This window comes from Bifidobacterium myosotis (genome assembly GCF_002259745.1).
GTDB classification, from domain to species: Bacteria; Actinomycetota; Actinomycetes; order Actinomycetales; family Bifidobacteriaceae; genus Bifidobacterium; species Bifidobacterium myosotis.
Genome location: NZ_MWWW01000004.1, coordinates 141,948 through 164,678, shown reverse-complemented (window position 1 = coordinate 164,678; position 22,731 = coordinate 141,948). Strand labels below are relative to the sequence as shown.

At 62.7% G+C, this 22,731-nt stretch carries 12 protein-coding genes and 1 tRNA gene; 10 read left to right on the top strand and 3 right to left on the bottom strand.

What is annotated here, in order from left to right; genetic code table 11:
• Positions 1-554 precede the first annotated feature (554 nt).
• The 3 genes from BMYO_RS02220 (at position 555) to BMYO_RS02210 (ending at position 3,994) form a co-directional block, all read left to right on the top strand.
• A complete protein-coding gene (locus BMYO_RS02220; protein WP_420807281.1) occupies positions 555-1,958 on the top strand; it encodes a DHA2 family efflux MFS transporter permease subunit in 1,404 nt (467 codons plus the stop codon).
• 164 nt (positions 1,959-2,122) lie between these two features.
• On the top strand, positions 2,123-2,395 hold the full coding sequence (locus BMYO_RS02215; protein WP_094666949.1) for an ACT domain-containing protein: 273 nt from the start codon (positions 2,123-2,125) through the stop codon (positions 2,393-2,395).
• 234 nt (positions 2,396-2,629) lie between these two features.
• Entirely contained in the window at positions 2,630-3,994 is a 1,365-nt protein-coding gene (locus BMYO_RS02210) for a PFL family protein (protein WP_094666948.1), read from the top strand.
• Positions 3,995-4,435: 441 nt separating this feature from the next.
• Here the strand turns inward: BMYO_RS02210 and BMYO_RS02205 are convergent, their stop codons facing one another.
• Positions 4,436-5,158, bottom strand: a complete 723-nt coding sequence (locus BMYO_RS02205; protein WP_375137702.1) for a tRNA (cytidine(34)-2'-O)-methyltransferase — start codon at positions 5,156-5,158, stop codon at positions 4,436-4,438.
• A 308-nt stretch (positions 5,159-5,466) separates the two neighbouring features.
• Here BMYO_RS02205 and BMYO_RS02200 point away from each other — a divergent pair, with 308 nt between their 5' ends.
• The 4 genes from BMYO_RS02200 (at position 5,467) to BMYO_RS02185 (ending at position 15,297) form a co-directional block, all read left to right on the top strand.
• Positions 5,467-6,516, top strand: coding sequence for an HhH-GPD family protein (locus BMYO_RS02200; protein WP_094667063.1), 1,050 nt, complete (start codon positions 5,467-5,469; stop codon positions 6,514-6,516).
• An 18-nt stretch (positions 6,517-6,534) separates the two neighbouring features.
• A complete protein-coding gene (locus tag BMYO_RS02195; RefSeq protein WP_169834015.1) occupies positions 6,535-7,203 on the top strand; it encodes a hypothetical protein in 669 nt (222 codons plus the stop codon).
• Between the two features lie 330 nt (positions 7,204-7,533).
• Positions 7,534-11,097: a DNA-directed RNA polymerase subunit beta gene (gene rpoB, locus BMYO_RS02190; RefSeq protein WP_094666947.1), complete on the top strand. Its 3,564-nt coding sequence runs from the start codon at positions 7,534-7,536 to the stop codon at positions 11,095-11,097.
• Positions 11,098-11,247: 150 nt separating this feature from the next.
• Positions 11,248-15,297, top strand: coding sequence for a DNA-directed RNA polymerase subunit beta' (locus tag BMYO_RS02185; RefSeq protein ID WP_094666946.1), 4,050 nt, complete (start codon positions 11,248-11,250; stop codon positions 15,295-15,297).
• 267 nt (positions 15,298-15,564) lie between these two features.
• Here BMYO_RS02185 and BMYO_RS02180 read toward each other — a convergent pair whose 3' ends face one another.
• Positions 15,565-16,515, bottom strand: coding sequence for an ROK family glucokinase (locus BMYO_RS02180; protein WP_094666945.1), 951 nt, complete (start codon positions 16,513-16,515; stop codon positions 15,565-15,567).
• Positions 16,516-17,294: 779 nt separating this feature from the next.
• On the opposite strand from BMYO_RS02180, the gene BMYO_RS02175 reads away from it, so the two are divergent.
• The 3 genes from BMYO_RS02175 to xylA all read left to right on the top strand — a co-directional run bounded on the left by BMYO_RS02175 (position 17,295) and on the right by xylA (position 20,654).
• Positions 17,295-17,368 (top strand) — tRNA-Asp (locus BMYO_RS02175).
• 60 nt (positions 17,369-17,428) lie between these two features.
• On the top strand, positions 17,429-17,848 hold the full coding sequence (locus BMYO_RS02170; RefSeq protein ID WP_094666944.1) for a peptide deformylase: 420 nt from the start codon (positions 17,429-17,431) through the stop codon (positions 17,846-17,848).
• Between the two features lie 1,456 nt (positions 17,849-19,304).
• Complete coding sequence (gene xylA / locus BMYO_RS02165; protein ID WP_094666943.1) at positions 19,305-20,654, top strand: xylose isomerase; 1,350 nt, start codon at positions 19,305-19,307, stop codon at positions 20,652-20,654.
• Positions 20,655-21,649: 995 nt separating this feature from the next.
• On the opposite strand, the gene BMYO_RS02160 is transcribed toward xylA, so the two are convergent.
• A complete protein-coding gene (locus BMYO_RS02160; protein ID WP_094666942.1) occupies positions 21,650-22,696 on the bottom strand; it encodes a LacI family DNA-binding transcriptional regulator in 1,047 nt (348 codons plus the stop codon).
• Positions 22,697-22,731 lie beyond the last annotated feature (35 nt).

Here is a 22,731-nt window from a genome sequence, read left to right as displayed (position 1 = left end):
TCGCGGCATCTCACCTACGGGCAGTCCCACTGGACTGCCCATTTGACGGTTCGGCACGCGAAGCGTGACCAAATATCGGCTTGGCTCCCCTCTATGAGGGGAGCTGTCAGCGAAGCTGACGGAGGGGAGTCGTCAGCGAAGCAAGGTGAGAAGGGAGTCCTAAGGAAATCCCGCAAGTCAACTCCATCCACCCCGCGACACGCGCGGCCCGACTTACGAAAAATCGAAAATCGTATTACGGTACCCCGTGACTTGATAATCGCATGCCTTTGGCGTTTTCCGCCTGAAGGCATGCGATTTTTTGTTGCCGACCGAGACCCGGACGTTAGGGGTGTTCGGCTTCAGCCAAAGACGCCACGCAACGGTTCGGGCCGCGGCATGCTCCGCGGGCCCGGCCCGGCGTGAGCCATGGCCAGCCGCCGGTGGCGACACAAGCGCACATGAGAGAGGTATTTCAGTTGTCCGTCGATAAGACAACCGTACGTAAGAATCAATTGATCGATGCGTCGTTCGTGCCGGACAGGCCGCATCACATCGACCATCCGCACAAGGTCATGCTCGGCCTGTACATCAGCGTGTTCCTGGGCATGCTTTCGGAGACATCCATGAACATCACCCTGCCCGACCTGATGACCGATTTCGGCGTCTCGTCCGGCACGGTGCAGTGGATGGTCGTCGGCTACATGCTCGCCATCGGCGTGGTGCTGCCGTGCGTGGGATTCCTGCTGAAGTGGGTCAAGGCCAAGACGCTGGCGCTGTTCGCGCTCACCTGCTTCCTGATCGGTGCAATCGTATGCACCTTTGCCCCGACCTTCCCGATCCTGCTCGCCGGCCGTATCGCCCAGGGCATTAGCACCGGCATCGTGCTGCCCACCATGTATGCGGCCATCATGCGCGTATTCCCGCCGCATAAGATCGGCGCGGCCAACGGCGTCGCCGGTCTGGTGATCATGTTCGCTCCGGTCATCGGTCCCACCATCGCCGGAGCGCTCATCGGCGCCCTGTCGTGGCGCGCGATTTTCGCACTGTTCGCCGTGGTCGCCGTCATCGCAATCGTGTGCACGGCGCTGTTCTTCATCACGCCGATCGAACGCACGCGGCCGTCCGTCGATGTGCTGTCCGTCATCGCGTCCGCCGTCGGCTTCGGATGCCTCGTCGCCGGCGTGAGCCTGATCAGCGACATGGGCTTCTCGCCGGTCGTGATCGGTCTGCTCGTCGTTGGTGTGCTGGTGTTGGCGTTCTACGCGCGCCGTCAGCTGACGATCGCATCGCCGTTGCTTGATCTGCACGCGTTGGGCATCGCGGCGTTCCGCGTTCCGGCCATCATGGTCAGCTGCTCGTTCGCCTGCACGTTGGCGTTCATGTACTTGGTGCCCCAGGAACTCCAGCGCGGTCTTGGGCTGAGCTCCACCGTCGCCGGTCTGCTCATGCTGCCCGGCGGCGTCGTCAACGCGATCTGCACGCTGATGGCCGGGCGTCTGTTCGACCGTCATGGCGCGAAACGACTGGTGTGGTTCGGCGTGGCGATGACCGTGATCGGTGGCGCGATGTTCTTCGCCATCGGCACGGATTCGACGATTGCGCTGTTCATCGCCGCGCACGTCATCGTGATGGTCGGCATCCCGTTCATCCAGCAGTCCGCGCAGTCGGCGGCGCTGAAATCGCTGCCCATGCACATGGCGGCGGACGGCAGCACGATCATGAACACCATGCAGCAGGTGTGCGGCGCCATCGCCACGGCTGTGGCCACATGCCTGCTCGGCCTTGGCCAGATGCGGTATGTCGCGGCGGGCGGCGACAACCCGGCCCAGGGCTTCGTGGACGGCTCCCGGTACGGGTACCTGTTCGGTCTGGCGCTGGTGGCGGTGGCCCTGCTGTTCTCGTTCCTGCTTTCGGAGCATACGGATGAGCCGAAGCTGGTGCCGGTGCACGTCGATATCGAGAAACTGGCCGCGTGACGCGCCGCGCGCCCCTCGGCAGGTGCTTCCCGATTTCCCATGATTCCCTGTAATCAGCGCTGAATGGACCATGCTACGGCATGGACATTCCGGGTGTTCGCAACGGGTGTTTCCCTATACTGGAAACACCCGTTTTTTCGTCTTCAACCTGAATCAGGAGAGCCATGAACAAGGCCATCATCACCGTCGTCGGCCAGGATACCGTCGGCATCATCGCGCGCGTGTGCACGTACCTGTCCAATCACCACGTCAACGTGCTCGACATTTCGCAGACCATCATCGACGGCTTCTTCAACATGATGATGATCGTCGACTACTCCAATGCGGACAAGGAATTCAGCGCCATGGTGGGCAACCTCGAGGATCTCGGCGACGACATCGGCGTGCGCATCCGTTGCCAGCGTGAGGAGATCTTCACCAAGATGCACCGCATCTGAACCAGCCCGCTGGCCAGGCTGGTTCACGCGAGGAAGCGGAAAGCCCGGTGTGCTTTCCACCGACGGAACCAGCCTTGTCGCCACCAACACATGGATAGTATGCCGCGTCGTAAGTTCGTTGATGATGCCATGTTTCCCCTTGTCAGAGGAACCGGGCCGCGAAGCGGGCCTGAGGGGCAGTCGATTCGTCAATGAGTTTTCCGATGCAGGGCAATAGAACCTAAGGAACACACCATGCTGAACATCATGGAGGTCCACGAGACCAATCAGATGATCGAGCAAGAGAAGCTCGACGTCCGCACCATCACGATGGGCATCTCGCTGCTTGACTGCGCGGCGTCCACCGTGGACGAGACCTGCGACAACATCTACCGCAAAATCACCACGTACGCCAAGGACCTCGTCTCCACCGGCCAGTCCATCGAACGCGACTACGGCATCCCGATCGTCAACAAGCGCATCACCGTCACCCCGATTTCATTGGTCGGCGCGAGCTCCTGCAAGACCAGCGAGGATTTCGTCAAGATCGCGCACGCGCTGGACCGCGTCGCCAAGGAGGTCGGTGTGGACCTCATCGGCGGCTACTCCGCGCTCGTCTCCAAAGCCATGACCCCGGCCGAGAAGCTGCTCATCGAGTCGCTGCCGCAGGCGCTCGCCGAGACCGACATCGTTTGCTCGTCGGTCAACGTGGGCTCCACCAAGACCGGCATCGACATGAACGCCGTCGAGCTGCTGGGCCGCATCATCAAGGACATCGCCTACAACACGCGCGACAACGACTCCTACGGTTGCGTCAAGTTCGTGGCCTTCTGCAACGTTCCGGACGACAACCCGTTCATGGCGGGCGGCTTCCACGGCGTGACCGAGGGCGACGCCGTGATCAACGTCGGCGTGTCCGGCCCGGGCGTGGTCTCCCGCGCGCTCGACGCGGCCAAGGGCAAGGACTTCGAGTTCCTGTGCGAGACCATCAAGCGCACCGCCTTCAAGATCACCCGTGTCGGTCAGCTCGTCGCCCAGGAGGCGTCGCGCAGGCTCGGCGTGCCGTTCGGCATCATCGACCTGTCGCTTGCCCCGACCCCCGCCGTAGGCGACTCGGTGGGCGAGGTGCTCGAGAAGATCGGTCTGGAGCAGGTCGGCGCCCCCGGCACTACTGCGGCACTCGCCATGCTCAACGATCAGGTCAAGAAGGGCGGCATCATGGCGTCCTCCTACGTGGGTGGCCTGTCCGGCGCGTTCATTCCCGTCTCCGAGGACAAGAACATGATCGACGCGGCGTCCTCCGGATGCCTCACCATCGAAAAGCTTGAGGCGATGACCTGCGTGTGCTCGGTGGGCCTCGACATGATCGCCATCCCCGGCGACACGTCCGCCGCCACCATCTCCGGCCTCATCGCGGACGAGGCGGCCATCGGCATGGTCAACCAGAAGACCACGGCCGTGCGCGTGATTCCCGTCTACGGCAAGGGCGTGGGCGATATGGCCAACTTCGGCGGTCTTATGGGATACGCCCCCATCATGCCGGTCAATCAGACCAGCTGCGAGGCCTTCGTGACCCGCGGCGGCCGCATCCCGGCTCCGATCCACAGCTTCAAGAACTGAGTCGTCGGGGTATCTGCGTTGCAAGGGGTACTTCTTGCCACTTGCGGACAGCTATCCGCTTTGCAAGGGGTACCCATATACGAAAACCACGGGTATGAACGTTGCAATATCAACGCCCATACCCGTGGTTTTCTCGTTGAAGTACCCCTTGCAAAGCAGATAGCTGTCCGCGGAAGTGAAAATGTACCCCTCGCAAGGCAGATAGGGCTGCGAAGGCCGTTGCGCACGGGTGTACGGAGGAGGATGCGGTCGATGTGGCCGCTTCTCCCAATTTCATGGTTCCGCAATCTGCCCGGTGCTGACGGGGTTCTTTCCTAACCCTCCGGTCCGTTGGGACGGGAATGGGGGGATGGAGGGAGCGGACCGGTGGGGCGACAGACCGCAGTCCATGCGGAAAGGCCGGGAATCAAGTAAGCGGAATGGGAATGGTGACGGCTTCCCTCACCGGCCGCCAGCGAACCCCAGCTGTCGCCATGCCTCGTAGATGGCGATGGACGCGCAGTTGGTGAGATTCAGCGAACGAAGCGACGGGCGCATCGGGAGCCTCACCTGCTCGGCCACATGCGGGCCGGCCATGATGTCCATCGGGTCCGGGATGTCACCGGGCTCCGGCCCGAACAGCAGGATGTCGGTCGGACGGTATTCGATGTCGGTGTACAACTTGGTGGCATGCGCGGTGAACGCGATGATGCGCGAATTGGGCATCGACTCCACCAGATTCTCAAAGTTCGGGTGCAGCACCACATGCGCCATGTCGTGATAGTCGAGCCCGGCGCGGCGCAGCTTGGTGTCGCGCAGATTAAAACCGAGCGGCTCCACCAGATGCAGGATCGTGCCGGTCACTGCGCACAGGCGGATCGCCGAGCCGGTATTGCCGGGGATGCGCGGCGAGTAGTAGCACAGATGCGGTGTGACGGTCTCGGCGGCTGCGGCCTTCTCAGCCGACAGCATCGCGTCCACCACCGAGATCGGGTTGCCGTGCGCATCGGTCACCAGCTCGTCCGGCCCATAATTGGACTTGCGGTAGCCGTATTCGAACATCTTCTCGACTTTGGCTTCGGGGTCGGCGGCCGGGCCGACCGCCGAGTCGGCCACCTGCGCCGAAACGGTCTGGGCGCCCTCGGATGCGGGGATGTGCGGGTTCACTTCTGCCTCGTTCGTCATAGCTGCTAAGAATAAGAACGATGAACGACACGATGTGGCTTCGCTCCCGTCCGGGCGCCGGCAAGGAACCACGATGGCTGGTTGGTCGGACGCACGGCATTGCAAGGCGCCGCGGGGCATGAGGGACATCGCAGGGGGAGGGCATGTTCATGACGAGGGACACGGACGTGACTGATGACGCCGGTGCGGTGGATACCAGTGCTGCCGGATGCGTCGGTTCCACTGGGAGCGTCCGGATGCTTGGTGACATCGATGTGGTTGTCGGTGCCGCCGATGCGTCGGTCGGTGGAAGAGCCGGCGTCTGCGATATGACCGGCACCGGCGCCTCGGGCTCGGCATCGCCGCATGCCGAGCGCATCCGCCTCAGGCTCGCGGCGTGGTGGGAGGCCAACGCGCGCGACCTGCCGTGGCGTTTCGGACGGGCGACCCCGTGGGGTGTGCTTGTCTCCGAAGTGATGAGTCAGCAGACGCAGATGAGCCGCGTGGTGCCCTACTGGACCGATTGGATGGCCCGCTGGCCCGACGCTCGTGCGCTCGCCGCCGCGCCCAAAGCCGAGGTAATCACCGCGTGGGGGCGGCTTGGCTATCCGCGCCGCGCCCTGCGATTGCAGGAATGCGCGCGCGTCGTTTCCGCTGATTACGCCGACGAACTTCCACGCACCTACGACGAGTTGACCGGCCTGCCCGGCATAGGAGACTACACCGCATCCGCCGTGATGAGCTTCGCGTTCGGCAAGCGCATCGCCGTGATCGACACCAATATCCGTCGCGTGCTGAGCCGCGTGTTCCTCGGCGTCGAGTCACGCGGGGGAGCGGCAAGCCCGGCCGAACGCGCGCTCGCCAACCGTATGCTGCCCGTGGATTCTGTGGATTCCGTGGATGACGGGCCCGCCGTGACGCGGTGTGGAACCGGGAATGCCGTGGCCGGTAATAAGGGAAGCGGTATCGTCGGCCGCCGCACGGGACGGGATGACGAATCCGGCAATAGTGACACCGCACGCCGGTCGGTCATGTGGAACCAGTCGGTGATGGAACTGGGGGCGGTGGTGTGTACGGCGAAATCGCCGTTATGCGATGCCTGCCCGGTGGCTGGCGACTGTGCGTTCCTCAAGGCCGGCCGCCCCGGACTGGGGGAACGGCGCACCCGCCCGCGCCAACGGTTCCAAGGCACGGATCGGCAGGTGCGCGGACTGGTATTGGCCGCATTGCGCGGTCTGCCCGCAGGGGCCACGCTCGCTCGGGTCGATGCCGAGAAACTGTGGAAGGACCAGGTGCAGCTCGCCTCGTGCATCGCCAGTCTTGACGATGACGGTCTTGTCGAGATGACGCAGGACGGAGCGTTGCGGCTGCCGCGCTAGCTAGACTGGGAAGTTGTTATGGCTCAGGTGAACAAGCGCAGGGTCGGCAAAGCTGGTAAGGCCGGTAAACCCAGGAAGCGCAAGATCAGCAAGAAGCAGCAGGCCATCTATCGCCGCCGCCGTATCGTGGTGGGCGTGGCGCTGTTGCTGGTGCTTGCGCTCATTTCGTTCTGCGTCTACAGCCTCGGCCGCGGCATCGGTGCCATCAACACCGCGATTCACCATGACGAGGTGTATGCGGTCTCCCGCGACTCGGTGCCCACGCCCAGAAAGACCAGCAGTGTGAAGGACTGCTCGGCCAAGAACCTGTCGTTGCAGCTCTCCTCGAAGTACCAGTCCGTGGCGGTGGGCGGCAGCATGGAATTCACCGCGACCATCGTGCATGAGGGCACCGACAGTTGCTTGGTGGACGGCTCCGATGAGGGGCGCGTGCTCACCATCACTTCCGGCAACGAGACCATCTACAAGTCGGACGTATGCCCTGCGGATTCGCGCATGCTGCTCATGGCCAAGGGCGACAAGGACGTCCAGCAGATTACGTGGAACGCCGATGCGAACGCCACGCTCACCGAGTGCACCGACGAATCGACATGGCCCAGGGTCAACGCCGGCACATATGTGGCGCAGCTGAGCCTGAAGGACGCCCCGAAGGTGAAGAGCGAGCCGTTGGTGTTCACCGTCCAGTAGACGCCGGGGCCTGCGGGGCTTCGGCATGCCGCGCCGGACGCGACTCCACACCGTCCAGTAGATGACGGCCGGTGCGGCATCGTGCGGCATCGTGCGGCATCGCAGTGGCATTGTGCCGCACCGTGCACGCATCGTGCCGTGGCGGCGCTTGACGGCAACCCTGAGTCAATGTCCGGTTGTCCTTCCATACTGCTAGATTTAAGATTTTGCATATGGTGTGTCATATTGCGGGCATGCCACCGACAATGAAGCGTCCGCATAGGCATATGGTGGCCATGCCGGCGCTCCCAGGGGAATTACTCAATCTAAGCGAGCGATAAGGAACGTCCATTGGCTAACACAGCTACGACGAACACCACCACCATCACCGCACGCGCCGACCAGCATGACATCGACCTGCACAAGGCGTCGGATCGCGTGAACTTCGGTTCCATCAAGGAACCCATCGATGTGCCCTACCTGCTGGGCGTGCAGACCGACAGCTTCGACTGGCTGATCGGCAACGAGCGCTGGAAGGCGCGCGTGGCGCAGGATGAGGAGAACGGCACCAACACCGTGCCCCATGTCTCCGGCCTCGACGAGGTCTTCAACGAGATCTCCCCGATCGAGAACTTCGCCCAGACCATGTCCCTGACCTTCTCGGACCCGTACTTCGAGGAGCCGCGTCACACGGTCCAGGAGTGCAAGGAGAAGGACTACACCTACTCCGCGCCGCTGTACGTGAACGCCGAGTTCGAGAACGGCGACACCGGCGAGATCAAGTCCCAGACCGTGTTCATGGGCGACTTCCCGCTGCAGACCCCGCACGGTACCTTCATCATCGGCGGCACCGAGCGTGTCATCGTCTCCCAGCTCGTGCGTTCCCCGGGCGTGTACTTCGACCGTCAGCAGGACCGCACCTCCGACAAGGAGGTCTTCGGCGCGAAGATCATCCCGAGCCGTGGCGCATGGCTTGAGTTCGAGATCGACAAGAAGGACCAGCCGCAGGTGCGCGTGGACCGCAAGCGCAAGCAGTCCGCCATCGTCTTCCTCATGGCCATCGGCATGACCAAGCCCGAGATCCGCGAGTCCTTCAAGGATTACCCGCTGGTGCTCGACGCCCTGGACCGCGAGACCCTGGAGACCCAGGAAGAGGCCCTGGTGGATCTGTACCGCAAGATCCGCCCGGCCGACACCCCGACCCCGGAGGCCGGCAAGAACCTGCTCGACTCCTTCTACTTCAACACCAAGCGTTACGATCTGGCTCGCGTCGGCCGCTACAAGATCAACCGCAAGCTGGGTCTGGCCGCCGACTTCAACGATCGCTCCCTGCACCGCGAGGACATCATCGCCACCATCAAGTACTTGGTGGCCCTGCACGACGGCGCCCAGACCTTCCCGGGCAAGCGCGACGGCCAGGACGTCGACCTGCGCGTGGACGTGGACGATATCGATCACTTCGGCAACCGTCGTATCCGTCAGGTCGGCGAACTGATCCAGAACCAGCTGCGTACGGGCCTGTCCCGTATGGAGCGCGTGGTGCGCGAACGCATGACCACGCAGGACGCCGAGGCCATCACCCCGCAGTCCCTGATCAACATCCGTCCGGTGAACGCCACCATCAAGGAGTTCTTCGGCACCTCCCAGCTTTCCCAGTTCATGGACCAGAACAACCCGCTCTCCGGCGTGACGAACAAGCGTCGTCTCTCCGCCCTGGGCCCCGGTGGTCTGTCCCGCGACCGCGCCTCCATGGAGGTGCGCGACGTGCACCCGTCCCACTTCGGCCGTATGTGCCCGATCGAGTCCCCTGAAGGCCCGAACATCGGTCTGATCGGCTCGCTGGCCACCTTCGGCCGCGTGAACCCGTTCGGCTTCATCGAGACCCCGTACCGCAAGGTCGTCAACGGCCATGTGACCGACGAGGTCGAGTACATGACCGCCGACCGCGATCTGGACCACGTCATCGCCCAGGCCAATCAGGAGCTGGACGAGAACGGCAACTTCGTGCAGAAGTCCGCCCTTGCCCGAGTGGGCGAGGAGGAGGCCGTCGATGTGCCGGTGAGCTCCGTGGACTACATGGATGTCTCACCGCGTCAGATGGTCTCGCTCGGCGCCTCCCTCATTCCGTTCCTTGAGCACGATGAGGGTCACCGTGCACTGATGGGTACCAACATGCAGCGTCAGGCCGTGCCGCTGATCGAGTCCGAGCGCCCGCTGGTGGGCACTGGCTCCGAATGGCGTGCCGCCAACGACTCCGGCGACGTCATCAAGGCCGACAAGGACGGTGTGGTCACCTACGTGTCCGCCGACCTGATCCGCGTGATGAACGACGACGGCACCACCAGCTCTTACAAGCTGGCCAAGTTCCAGCGCTCCAACCAGACCACTTGCTACAACCAGCGCCCGATCATCCACGACGGCGAACGCGTCGAGGCCGGTTCCGTGCTGGCCGACGGCCCCGCCATCCAGAACGGCGACCTGGCCCTGGGCAAGAACCTGCTCATCGCCTTCATGCCGTGGAACGGCTACAACTACGAGGACGCCGTGATCATCTCCCAGCGCCTCGTGCAGGACGACACCCTGTCCTCCATCCACATCGAGGAGTACGAGATCGACGCCCGCGAGACCAAGCTGGGCGCCGAGGAGATCACCCGCGACCTGCCGAACGTCGGTGAGGACGCGGTGGCCAACCTGGACGAGCGCGGCATCATCCGCATCGGCGCCGAGGTCGAGGCCGGCGACATCCTGGTCGGCAAGGTCACCCCGAAGGGCGAGACCGAGCTGACCCCGGAGGAGCGCCTGCTGCGCGCCATCTTCGGTGAGAAGTCCCGCGAGGTGCGCGACACTTCGCTGCGCGTGCCCCACGGCGAGACCGGTACGGTCATCGGCGTCAAGGAGATCACCCGCGAGGATGCCGAGGAGGATGGCGACGAGCTGCCCAACGGCGTCAACCAGATGATTCGCGTGTACATCGCCCAGCACCGCAAGATTACGGTGGGCGACAAGCTCTCCGGCCGCCACGGCAACAAGGGCTGCATCTCCCGCATCCTGCCGGAGGAGGACATGCCGTTCCTCGCCGACGGTACCCCGGTGGACATCATGCTCAACCCGCTGGGCGTGCCTTCCCGAATGAACCTGGGCCAGGTGCTCGAGTTGCACCTGGGCTGGATTGCGCATTCCGGTTGGGACATCTCCCTCGACCCGAACATGGAGGCCGAGTGGAAGAAGCTCGTGCCGAACGGCGCCGAGAAGGCCGAGCCGAACACCCCGGTGGCCACCCCGGTGTTCGACGGCGTCAAGCCGGAGGTCCTCAAGGGCCTGCTGTCCACCACGTTGCCGAACCGCGACGGCGACCGTCTGGTCGGCCCCGACGGCAAGGCCACGCTGTTCGACGGCCGTACCGGTGAGCCGTACACCAAGCCGATCTCCGTGGGCTACATGTACATGCTGAAGCTCCACCACCTCGTGGACGACAAGATTCACGCCCGTTCCACCGGCCCGTACTCGATGATCACCCAGCAGCCGCTCGGTGGTAAGGCCCAGTTCGGTGGCCAGCGCTTCGGCGAGATGGAGGTGTGGGCCCTTGAGGCCTACGGCGCCGCCTACACGCTGCACGAGATGATGACCACCAAGTCCGATGACGTCGACGGCCGCGTGCGCGTCTACGGCGCCATCGTGAAGGGCGACAACCTGCCGCCGGCCGGCATCCCGGAGTCCTTCAAGGTGCTGCTGAAGGAAATGCAGTCCCTGTCCCTGAACGTCGAGGTGCTCAACGCCGAGGGCGTGGCCATCGACATGAAGGACGAAGAGGACGATCCGGCGAGCTCCACCGACGACCTCGGCTTCAACATCGGCGCTCGCCCGGACGCGGCCGCCAAGGAAGACCAGAAGGCCGAAGAGCCCGAGTACCAGTGATTCCACGGGCCGACCGCCGAAGGCCGACGCCGTCCGCCGATTCCTCTGATCAAGGGATTAGCGGCGCGTCGGCCCGGCGGTCTGGCTCCCACCCGGCGTGGAACCCACGCGAACGTGAACAAACCTTTCAAACAAGAAACGGATTAACAAGTGCTGGACGTCAACGCATTTGACAAGCTTCGCATCGGCCTGGCCACCACCGAAGACATCCGCGGCTGGAGCCACGGCGAGGTCAAGAAGCCTGAAACCATCAATTACCGCACCCTCAAGCCCGAGAAGGACGGTCTGTTCGGCGAGCAGATCTTCGGCCCGACCCGTGACTGGGAGTGCGCCTGCGGCAAGTACAAGCGCGTGCGCTTCAAGGGCATCGTCTGCGAGCGATGCGGCGTCGAGGTGACCCGCTCCCGCGTGCGTCGTGAGCGCATGGGCCACATCGAGCTGGCCGCCCCCGTGACCCACATCTGGTTCTTCAAGGGCGTGCCGAGCCGTCTGGGCTACCTGCTCAACGTCACCCCGAAGGACCTGGAGCGCGTGATCTACTTTGCCTCCTACATGGTTACCGAGGTGGATGACGAGACCCGTCACAACGATATGCCCGGCCTGCAGGACGAGTTCGATTCCGAGATCAAGCGTCTCGAGCAGCGTCGTGACGCCGATATCGAAGCCCGCGCCAAGAAGGTCGAGGAGGATCTCGCCGCCCTTGAGGAGGCCGGCGAGGCCAAGGGCCCGGCTCGCGCCAAGCTGCGCAACGGCGCCGAGCGCGACATGACCGCCATCCGCACCCGCTACAACGACCAGATCGCCCGTGTGGACGCCGTCTTCGACAAGTTCAAGAAGCTCAAGCCCGGCGACATGGTCGACGACGTGGACCTGTGGCGTGAGATGCAGGACCGCTACGGCGATTACTTCGACGGCTGCATGGGTGCCGAGGCCATCAAGAAGCGCCTGCAGTCCCTCGACCTCGAGTCCATTTCCAAGGAGCTCCGCGAGGAGATCAAGGACGCTTCCGAGCAGCGTAAGACCAAGGCCCTGAAGCGCCTCAAGGTCGTCAACGCCTTCCTGACCACCGGCAACAAGCCGGAGGCCATGGTGCTCGACGTGATTCCGGTCATCCCGCCGGATCTGCGCCCGATGGTCCAGCTGGACGGTGGCCGTTTCGCGACCTCCGACCTCAACGACCTGTACCGCCGCGTGATCAACCGCAACAACCGTCTGAAGCGCCTCATCGAGCTCGGCGCCCCGGAGATCATGCTCAACAACGAGAAGCGCATGCTCCAGGAGGCCGTCGACTCCCTGTTCGACAACGGCCGTCGCGGCCGTCCGGTCACCGGTGCCTCCAACCGTCCGCTCAAGTCCCTGTCCGACATGCTCAAGGGCAAGCAGGGCCGCTTCCGTCAGAACCTGCTCGGTAAGCGAGTCGACTACTCCGGCCGTTCCGTGATCGTGGTCGGCCCGTCGCTGCGCATGCACCAGTGCGGTCTGCCCAAGCCGATGGCCCTCGAGCTGTTCAAGCCGTTCGTCATCAAGCGTCTGGTGGACATGAACTACGCGCAGAACATGAAGAGCGCCAAGCGCATGGTCGACCGTGGCGACACCGAGGTGTACGGCGTGCTCGAGGAGGTCATCTCCGAGCATCCGGTGCTCCTCAACCGTGCACCTACGCTGCACCGTCTGGGCATTCAGGCCTTCGAGCCGATTCTGGTGGAGGGCAAGGCCATCCACCTGCCGCCGCTGGCCTGCGCCGCCTTCAACGCCGACTTCGATGGCGACCAGATGGCAGTCCATCTGCCGCTGTCCGCCGAGGCCCAGGCCGAGGCCCGCTCGCTGATGATGGCCTCCGACAACATCCTGAAGCCGGCCGACGGCCACACCGTGACCATGCCGAGCCAGGACATGATCCTCGGTCTGTACTACCTGTCCACCGTCATCGAGGGCGCCAAGGGCCAGGGCCGCGTGTTCTCCTCGCTGGAGGAGGCCGAGATGGCCCTCGACCGCCACGAGATCGACATGCAGGCCAAGGTGCTCATCCGTCTGCCCGAGGACTTCACCCTGCCGAAGAACTGGGAGCCGGGCGAGGTCAAGGTGCTCGACCCGCGCGAGGGCGAGACCGACGTGGCCAAGGAGGAGCGTCTGCACGACGGCACCGTCCTGTTCGCCACCTCGTACGGTCGCATCCTGTTCAACGAGACCCTGCCCACCGACTACCCGTTCGTCAATGATCAGGTCGCCAAGGGCCGCCTGTCCAAGATCGTCGATGACATCGCCATGCGCTACTCCACCCAGCAGGTGGCCGCCACGCTGGATGCCCTCAAGGATCTCGGCTTCACCCGCGCCCCGTGGTCCGGCGTGTCCTTCGCGTTCTCCGACGTGAACGAGCCGCCGGAGCGCGACCAGAAGATCGCCGAGTACGAGGCCAAGGCCGACAAGGTCAACGCCAACTACGAGATGGGTCTGTTGACCGAGGAGGCTCGCCGCCAGGAGCTCATCGACCTGTGGACCGAGTGCACCGCCGAGGTGTCCAAGGAGGTCGAAGACAAGTTCGATCCGACCTCCAACCTGGCCATCATCGTGCAGTCCGGTGCACGAGGCAACATGATGCAGATCAACCAGATCGCAGGCATGCGTGGCCTCGTGGCCAACCCGAAGGGCGAGATCATTCCGCGCCCTGTGAAGTCCAACTACCGCGACGGCCTGTCCGTGCTGGAGTACTTCATCTCCCAGCACGGCGCGCGTAAGGGTCTGGCCGATACCGCACTGCGTACCGCAGAGTCCGGCTACCTGACCCGTCGTCTGGTGGACGTCTCCCAGGACGTCATCGTGCGCGAGGAGGACTGCGGTACCAAGCAGGGCCTGATGATTCGCGTGGCCGATCGTGACAACGACGGCAACCTCGTGCTCGTCAAGGCCGCCGACGGTGGCCCGTACTCCCGTCTGCTCGCCTCCGACGTCATCGACCCGGCCGATGGCCAGACCGTGCTGTACAAGCGCGGCGACGCCCTGTCCATGGACGTGCTCAACGACCTCGTGGCCCACGGCGTCGAAGAGGTCAAGTGCCGTTCCGTGCTGACCTGCGAGTCCAAGCGAGGCGTGTGCGCCAAGTGCTATGGCTGGTCGCTGGCCACCAACAAGCTGGTGGACGTCGGCGAGACCGTCGGTATCGTGGCCGCCCAGTCCATTGGTGAGCCTGGTACCCAGCTGACGCTGCGTTCCTTCCACTCCGGTGGCGTCGCCGCGGCTTCCGATATCACCCAGGGTCTTCCCCGTGTCACCGAGCTTTTCGAGGCCCGTACGCCTAAGGGCGAGGCCCCGATCACCGAGTTCGCAGGCACCATCAAGATCATGGAGAACGATCGCGGCCGCCAGATCATCCTGAGCCCGGACGCCGATTCCGGCGCCCCGAAGGAAGAGGGCATCATCAAGCCGATCACCTACCAGGTCTCCAAGCGCGTGCCGCTCAAGGTGGCCGATGGCGATCACATCAAGGTCGGTACCCAGCTGGTCGAGGGTTCCGTGGATCCGAAGAAGATCCTCACCATCCTCGGCAAGCGCGCCGCCCAGGTGAACATCGTGGAAGAGGTGCACACCGTGTACCGCTCCCAGGGCGTGGACATCCACGACAAGCACATCGAGGTCATCGTGCACCAGATGACCCGTCGCGTGACCATCATCGACTCCGGCGACACCGATCTGCTGCCGGGCGAGCTGGTGGACAACGCCCGCTTCCGCGAGATCAACCGCAACACGGTCAAGAACGGCGGCAAGCCCGCCGTGGGCCGTCCGGCGCTGATGGGCATCACCAAGGCCTCGCTGGCCACGGATTCCTGGCTGTCCGCCGCGTCCTTCCAGGAGACCACGCGCGTGCTCACCGAAGCCGCCCTCTCCGAGAAGGTCGACGACCTCAAGGGCCTCAAGGAGAACGTCATCATCGGTAAGCTCATCCCGGCCGGTACGGGTCTCGCCCGCTACCGCAACGCCGTGGTCGAGCCCGACAAGGCCATCCGCGACACCATCTACCCGAACTTCGGTCTGGGCGGCGATGGCGACCTTGGCGACGCGAGCTTCTCCGATGCCGACCTGTCCGACCTGAACTTCTCGAACCTCGAGTTCGGCGATCTGAAGCTCGGCGACGACTTCAACCCCGACGACTTCTACAGCGATCAGGGTGGTCAGCCCGACGGCGACGATCAGCCGCTGCTCTGATGAGGCTAGCCTGACACGCTCGGTCTGATTGGTGGATCGTCGCTTTCGGAGCGGCGATCCACCGATGCCGAGCCGTGTTGCGTCGTGAACGTCATACATACGACAGTGGCCCGGAACCGTTCCGTTATGGAAGGTTCCGGGCCACTTTCGCATATACAGGGCGATGCGGGGATGTCCGGGAGCCGGGAGCCGGGAGCCGGGAGCCGGGAGCCGGGAGCCAGAGGCACCGGTACATCCGTTTCCTGAAATGTGCCCGCCTGAGGAGGCCTAGCGCAGCGCGAGGTTCGCCGCACCGATCAGACCGGCGTCCTGACCGGCCGTCGCGGCCACGATCTTGGCATGGCCGCGGTATGCGCTGCCCTCAAGGAATCGCTGGTAGTTGTAGCGGGCCGGCTCGAGCAGGATGTCGCCCACAGCCACCACGCCGCCGCCGATCACAAACAGATCGGGGTCGAGCACCGCGGCAACGGCGGCCATCGTGCGGCCCAGCCACTCGCCGATCTTGTTGAAGGCGTACAGGCCCAGCACGTCGCCCTCCTGGGCGGCCTGGGAGACCATCGGGCCTTCGAGCTTGGTCACGTCGCCGCCGCACAGTTCGAGCAGGCGGCCGGCGTCCTGCGGACGGCGGCGTACTGCCGCCTTGGCGAAGTGCTCCAGTGCGCTGCCGGACGTGTAACGCTCGGCGCAACCGCGAAGGCCGCAGCCGCAGGTGTCGCCGTCCGGGACCATCGGCAGGTGGCCCAGCTCGGCGGCCATGCCGAAGGAGCCGCGGAACAGGCGTCCCTCGATGACGATAGCGCCGCCAAGGCCGGTGCCCACGGTCAGTGCCACCATGTTGGAGCTGCCCTGACCGGCGCCATGTACGTATTCGCCCCAACCGGCGCAGTTCGCGTCGTTCTCCACGACGACCGGAACGGCGTGGTCGATAAGCGCGCCCACATGCTCGGACAGATCGTAATTGATCCAGGCGGGGATGTTGGCGGCGAAGGTGAGCGTCTTGCGGTCCGCGCCCACGTTGCCGGCCGCGGAGATGCCGATGGCCTGGATGTCGGTGTGACCGGAGGCTACGGCCTCGCGGTAGATTTCGGCGATGTGCTGGTTGATGGCATTGGCGTCCATCGGCGTGGGAACACGCCAGCGCTGGACAATGGCATCGTTTTCATCGCACACGGCGGCGGCGATTTTGGTTCCTCCGATATCGATGGCGAGCGTGGTCATGGCCTCTCCTTTGATTGTCTTAGTACGCTGCAAACACTGGAATGATAACGGTTGCTGGAGACGTTACGGCGTATTTGACGCATGTTTTGATGGAATTTGTTCATGGTTTGCGCGCTGTTGGTGTAATGAGAGCGCTCACATTGGATGTGCCTTAGTTACCATTTGGCAAGCAAACGCTGTCATTGCAACGAATCTGTGGTGGGCGCCCCAGCCCCCCTGCCGACGCAACAGCTGCAACTATCATGCGCAGAGCATCCGTGGCGGGCGCTTTAGCTGTCACGGGTCGCGATTTCGGATTACCTGAGTCCCGTGTGGTGGAGATGCCCAACTTGTCCGTGGACAGGCCGGGGGCGAGGGGTGGAGAGGCTCCCTTGGCGGTGCGGTTCGACTGTCCGTGAGCAGGCCGAACCCTAGTGGTGTGTTTCACTTCAGCAGGGGCGACACCACTCGGACAATTGTGAGGTGGATCACTGGCATGATGAGTCGGTCGAGGGCGATGCCGGATCTGGGGCATCAGTTGGCGGGCCGATTGGTCCCGCGCCTCCGCGGCGCCCTTCGATATGGGACGAAACGTAAGTCAGCGACGAGGCCATGTTGCGTTTCGTCCCGTTTTGGAGTGTCAAAGTGGGACGAAACGTAACACTATGTCGTGTGAAACTTGCGTTTCGTCCCGTTTTGGGTTCCGTTCCATGGTTGTATACTGCGACACGCCGAGTTGCGGTTTGCTCCCGTGGCCATGTAATATATCCACTCGTGCCTCACGAGAGTGAGTACCACACGGCCCCGTAGCTCAGTTGGTTAGAGCGCCGCCCTGTCACGGCGGAGGTCACCGGTTCAAGTCCGGCCGGGGTCGCCCGTCAAGGCTTCCGATGATTCGGAAGCCTTTTTTGTCATCACAGGAGCGTCAACCGGAATGCAACGACCCATTATGACTTCACGATCCTTCCTCCGCATGCCGTCTGAGGAGGCCGCTCCCGGCGACGAGATCGCGGCGCAGGATTTGGTCGACACGCTGGAGGCCAACCGTTCGCGTTGTGTGGGCATGGCTGCGAACATGATTGGCGTAGGCAAGCGCATCATCGCGTTCGTGGATGAGGACTTCGGTGGCCGTATCACCGTGATGTTCAATCCCGTCATCACCGGTACCGATGGCGCGTACGAGACCGAGGAGGGGTGCCTGTCTCTGACCGGTGAACGTCGCGCCATGCGATACCGTCGCATCGAGGTCGATTACCAAGACCGACGTTTCCGTGCGCGCCACGCGACCTTCACCGGCTTCACCGCCGAGATCATCCAGCACGAGGTCGATCACTGCAACGGCATCATCATCTGATACGTAGCGGTGGCGCACAACGGCGCCGCGTATGCCGTCGCTGGCTTCTTGGTCACTTTTGACGAGAAGCCGGCGGCGAAGCAGTCTGGGGAAGGGGAGGAGTCGGAATCCTCAATCATTGGTGAGGTGAATCATTCGAGTCTGGAGACTGCATAGCTCGGCACCTGCTGCGACACGCCGAGTGAGGATGAGCCGAGATGCGAGATGGTGGATAACCGGTCTGGCCGACGGTGGACAACCGTCCTGTAAGCAGGGTTGTCCACCATCGGCCGAATGAGTTATCCACATTTCGCATCCTTGGAATCATGCGGTTTTCCACTTATCCACCAATCGAATCACTGGGGTTGCAAACGTTGGCAGTATTGCCGTACAGTGAGTGGCACGGCGGAAGGAACATCCGCCGGCCAACGCTTGCCGATTCGTTGTTGTGAGGTCGTTGCGGTCAATCTGCGCCGACAGTTCCGATGGTGATTCGGCGCTGACTTGTCGAATATGGAAAGCCGAACTGCCCTATCCGGGCGTAGTCCGAACCTGTGGTGCGATGATTCGGTTTGCCGCCGGATGCCGGCAGCCGGGCTGGTGCGGGCCTTGTCATGACCCGCCGTCGCAGTGTGGGGGACGCTTCGCGGGCGGCCTGCCGGAATAGGGGACCGGCGGGCCGGGCGTCGCGGGGTACGAGTGATGCCGCAACCGTGTGATGGGGTGCTCTATTGAGGTGCTCGCTATATCGGTTCTATAGATTCGATGGCGGAATCAAGTCGGCGATGGGGAGGCCGGATTGGATAAGGCGGGTGGGGTGACCGTCGCGTCGGCGGTGTATTGCTTCAATGTTTGTTCGGCGGGTTGAGAGGTGTTTTCCCGCAGAAATGTCGAATGTGCCTAAGCAATGAAAACGCATGGCCCTTACGCGCCAAAATCGGAAGAGCCGGAGAACGCCGCTCAGGAGGCCAACTTGCTAAAACGCCGGCGGACAGGTTCGTCGCGTCGGCGGGCAGATCCCCGGTAAGGTGGTTTTCGTGTCTGATGAGGGTCGGCGGGTTCGTCGCGTCGGCGGGCAGATCCGTCGTCCGTCTGGTCCGTCATCTATCGGGCTCGTCGTCCGGACCTCCGCATTGATTCAGGTTGCGGCCACGGCTTTGCCGCCCTGGCTGTTGTCTTGAGGATGGAATGCGGTCTGGGATTTCCTCAGAGGAAACCCGACCGGCTCGAATCCGAGGTTCCGAGTCATGCCGATTATGGTGTAAGCCGTGCCGATTGCGGTGTAGCGGGGCAAAACTACCTGTATCAATCGTTGATGCACGTTGCCCGATGCCAGTGGTGCTCGGCAAAAATCGTTGTAATTATTGATGACACGCCGTCTCCCCAACTATTAATTCAATCGTTTGACAAACATAGTTCAATGGTTTTATTATTAATGCCGTAATCCGTTGAACCACTACAGCAAAGGAGCACCCAAATGGGTCTGTGGGATGTTGACAAGGTCGAGTACGTCGGTCGCGCCAAGGGACCGAAGGAGGGCCTGGCCTTCCACTACTACGATGCCGACAAGGTTGTTGCCGGTAAGAAGATGAAGGACTGGCTGCGTTTCGGCGTCGCTTGGTGGCACACCTTCAACCAGGAGCTGGTTGATCCGTTCGGCACCGGCACCGCGCACCGTCCGTACTACAAGTACACCGATCCGATGGATCAGGCTCTGGCCAAGGTCGACTACGCCTTCGAGCTGTTCACCAAGCTCGGCGTCGAGTACTTCTGCTTCCATGACCGCGACATCGCCCCCGAGGGCGACACCCTGCGCGAGACCAACGCCAACCTCGACAAGGTCGTTGACAAGATTGAGGAGAACATGAAGGCCACCGGCGTCAAGCTGCTGTGGAACACCTCCTCCCTGTTCACCAACCCGCGCTTCGTGTCCGGCGCCGCCACCTCCCCGTTCGCCGACATCTACGCCTACGCCGGTGGCCAGCTCAAGAAGAGCCTCGAGATCGGCAAGCGTCTGGGTGCCGAGAACTACGTGTTCTGGGGCGGCCGTGAGGGCTACGAGAACCTGTGGAACACCGAGATGAAGCGCGAAACCGACCACATCGCCAAGTTCTTCCACATGTGCGCCGACTACGCCAAGGAGATCGGCTTCGACGCCCAGTTCCTGATCGAGCCGAAGCCGAAGGAGCCGACGCTGCACCAGTACGACTTCGACGCCGCCACCGCCATCGAGTTCCTGCGCAGCCATGACCTGACCGACGTCTTCAAGCTGAACCTCGAGGGCAACCACGCCAACCTGGCCGGTCATACCTACCAGCACGAGATTCGCGTGGCCCGCGAGAACGGCTTCCTGGGCTCTCTCGACGCCAACCAGGGCGACAAGCTCATCGGTTGGGACATGGATGAGTTCCCGACCGACCTCTACGAGACCGTGGCCGTGATGTGGGAGGTCCTGCAGGCCGGCTCCATCGGCCCGCGCGGTGGTCTGAACTTCGATGCCAAGCCGCGTCGTACCTCCTTCTACGCCGAGGACCTGTTCCGCTCGCACGTCGCCGGCATGGACTCCTACGCCGCCGGCCTGCTGGTCGCCGACAAGATGAACCAGGATCACTTCATCCAGGATCTCATGGAGGAGCGCTACAGCTCCTACGACTCCGGCATCGGCAAGGACATCGACGAGGGCAACGTCACGCTGGCCGACCTCGAGGCCTACAGCCTTGACAAGCCGCAGTCCGAGCTCATCGCCGCCACCAAGTCCGACCACCTCGAGTCCGTCAAGGCCACGATCAACAACTACATCGTGGACGCTCTGGCCGAGGTCGAGTGACCTCAGGTCTTCTTCGATTGGCTGATTAGCCAGTTGATGGCTGATTGCTGATTGATGATTGGCTGATGACGGATGGGCTGATATCTGTCCATCCGTCACCAGCCGATTGGTCATCGGTCGGCTTGCGGTCGAATGGTTCGCGCGTGCGTGACGTCCCTTACCCACGCGCGGACCGTTCTGGCTGAGCTGGTCGGTCGTTTGATTATTCATTTGATTGACGTCCTACCGTCAGTCAGCCTTTGGTGGGATGCGGTCCTTGGATGTATAGGGTCGCAAACCGTCGCAGGCGTGGGGCGCTACCGTCTGGCCGGTTTCGTGCGGTCATTGTGGGTCGGCCATTGTGGGTCTAGGGGTTGCGGCGGCTGTCGCCGTCTTGCAAGCCCGATGAATAACTGAATAGATAACTGAATAGCGCGGATGTGCGGCATCGTTGCCGAGTGTCCGCATAACATTACCGTTCTTCTAACTCCTTCTCCTTTCCTTCCACCGGAAAACCCGCTTGGGCGCAGTGTCCAAGCGGGTTTTCCGGTTTTATGGCGAGGACGACGAGTGACGGGGCGGGCAGTTGCCCCGATTCAACCGTTAAGGGTTTGAATCTGATATGGGGACAATAATCCTTGCCCCCATATCAGGATTTGGGCATTTTTGTTCAATCGGGACAAGCCTGATATGGGAAGCTCGGCATGCCACTTCCGCAGAATGGCGTAGTTTCAATGATTTGATAAGGCACCTGTTTGCCCCGATATGAGTGTGAATCGCTTAATGCAGTAATGGGGGCAAGCCTTCTTGTCCCCATTCTCGATAAAGACCGATTAGACACAATGGGGACATGATTTTCTGTCCCCGCATGCGCCAAAAGCCGCGGATGAGGGCTGCGTCCCACTGGCACCCACTGGCAGAATGGTCGATGGATGATTAGGGGCCTGACCTACCGCGACTTGCACCGAAATGCGATTGGTGTGTCGTTGGTGTCCCGGGATGATTAGACACCGGGATTATTGGTCCTTGGCTCGAGCCAACCGTTGTGTACTGTCGCGTACCACAAGCGAGGTGGACAGAATCACACGTTTTTGGATTGTGCGTCCCTCTGTGGTGTCGATAATCATACGGGCGGCGGTGGATGCCATATCCTGCAATGGCTGACGCACGGTAGTGAGTGCCGGCCCCATGTAAGCGGCGGTCTGGATGTCGTCGAAACCGATGACGGACAGATCTTCCGGGATGCGGATTTTCAATTGCCGCGCCGCCTCATACACGCCCATGGCCTGCAGGTCGCTGCCGGCGAAAATGGCGGTGGGACGGTTGCGTTCGTCTTCCAATAAGGCCTTTGCGCCTTCATATCCTCCTGGAGTGGTGAAGTCGCCCTCCGCAATGAGCTCGGGGGAGCTGGGGATGCCGCGCTCGGCCAGCGCCGCGGAAAAACCGTCAAGACGCGCCCGAGAGCACAGCATCTCATCCGGACCGGTGATGATGCCGATGCGTTTGTGGCCAAGCTCCAGCAGATGGCGGGTCGCAATCACGCCACCCATCCAGTTGTCCGCCTGCACGGAAAGGTCGTCCAGAGCGGGGTTGCCTGAAGGGTCGAAGACGACGAACGGGATGTTGTAGGACTGGAACATCCCACGCTCCCTGTCGGTCAGATTGGAGAACACCAGGATTGCGCCGATGGGCTGACGCTCGATGATTCCCTCGATCCATGAGGGGTCCGGGTGCTGCCGGTCGCCGCTTTCCGCCACCATGACGTTGATGTCGTGTGGCTTGGCTTCGCGAATGATGCCGCGCAGCACCTCCAAGGCCCAGATGGTTTCGAAATCCTTGAACACCACCTCAATGGTTCGCTGTCTGCGGGTTGGAGATACTCGGCGGACGTATCCGCTTTCCTTAAGCGCCTTGTCGATGGCCTGTCTGGCGGTCTCCGAGATATCGCCCTTGCCATTGAGCGCTTTGGAGACCGTGGCCAGAGAATAGCCGGTCTGCTTGGCGATGTCCGAAAGCTTGACCTTTGTGCCGTCGTTGGCTTGGTGTGATTCGGTTGATGTCATCAGCGTCCACCTTATCGAAACTTATGCTCTTATTA

Bases quoted from the DNA above. Each gene is read 5' to 3' on its own strand.
- BMYO_RS02200 (WP_094667063.1), top strand. From the start codon at position 5,467: ATGACCGGCACCGGCGCCTCGGGCTCGGCATCGCCGCATGCCGAGCGC.
- BMYO_RS02195 (WP_169834015.1), top strand. From the start codon at position 6,535: ATGGCTCAGGTGAACAAGCGCAGGGTCGGCAAAGCTGGTAAGGCCGGT.
- BMYO_RS02210 (WP_094666948.1), top strand. From the start codon at position 2,630: ATGCTGAACATCATGGAGGTCCACGAGACCAATCAGATGATCGAGCAA.
- BMYO_RS02170 (WP_094666944.1), top strand. From the start codon at position 17,429: ATGCAACGACCCATTATGACTTCACGATCCTTCCTCCGCATGCCGTCT.
- BMYO_RS02220 (WP_420807281.1), top strand. From the start codon at position 555: ATGCTCGGCCTGTACATCAGCGTGTTCCTGGGCATGCTTTCGGAGACA.
- xylA (WP_094666943.1), top strand. From the start codon at position 19,305: ATGGGTCTGTGGGATGTTGACAAGGTCGAGTACGTCGGTCGCGCCAAG.
- BMYO_RS02215 (WP_094666949.1), top strand. From the start codon at position 2,123: ATGAACAAGGCCATCATCACCGTCGTCGGCCAGGATACCGTCGGCATC.
- BMYO_RS02205 (WP_375137702.1), bottom strand. From the start codon at position 5,158: ATGACGAACGAGGCAGAAGTGAACCCGCACATCCCCGCATCCGAGGGC.
- BMYO_RS02160 (WP_094666942.1), bottom strand. From the start codon at position 22,696: ATGACATCAACCGAATCACACCAAGCCAACGACGGCACAAAGGTCAAG.
- BMYO_RS02180 (WP_094666945.1), bottom strand. From the start codon at position 16,515: ATGACCACGCTCGCCATCGATATCGGAGGAACCAAAATCGCCGCCGCC.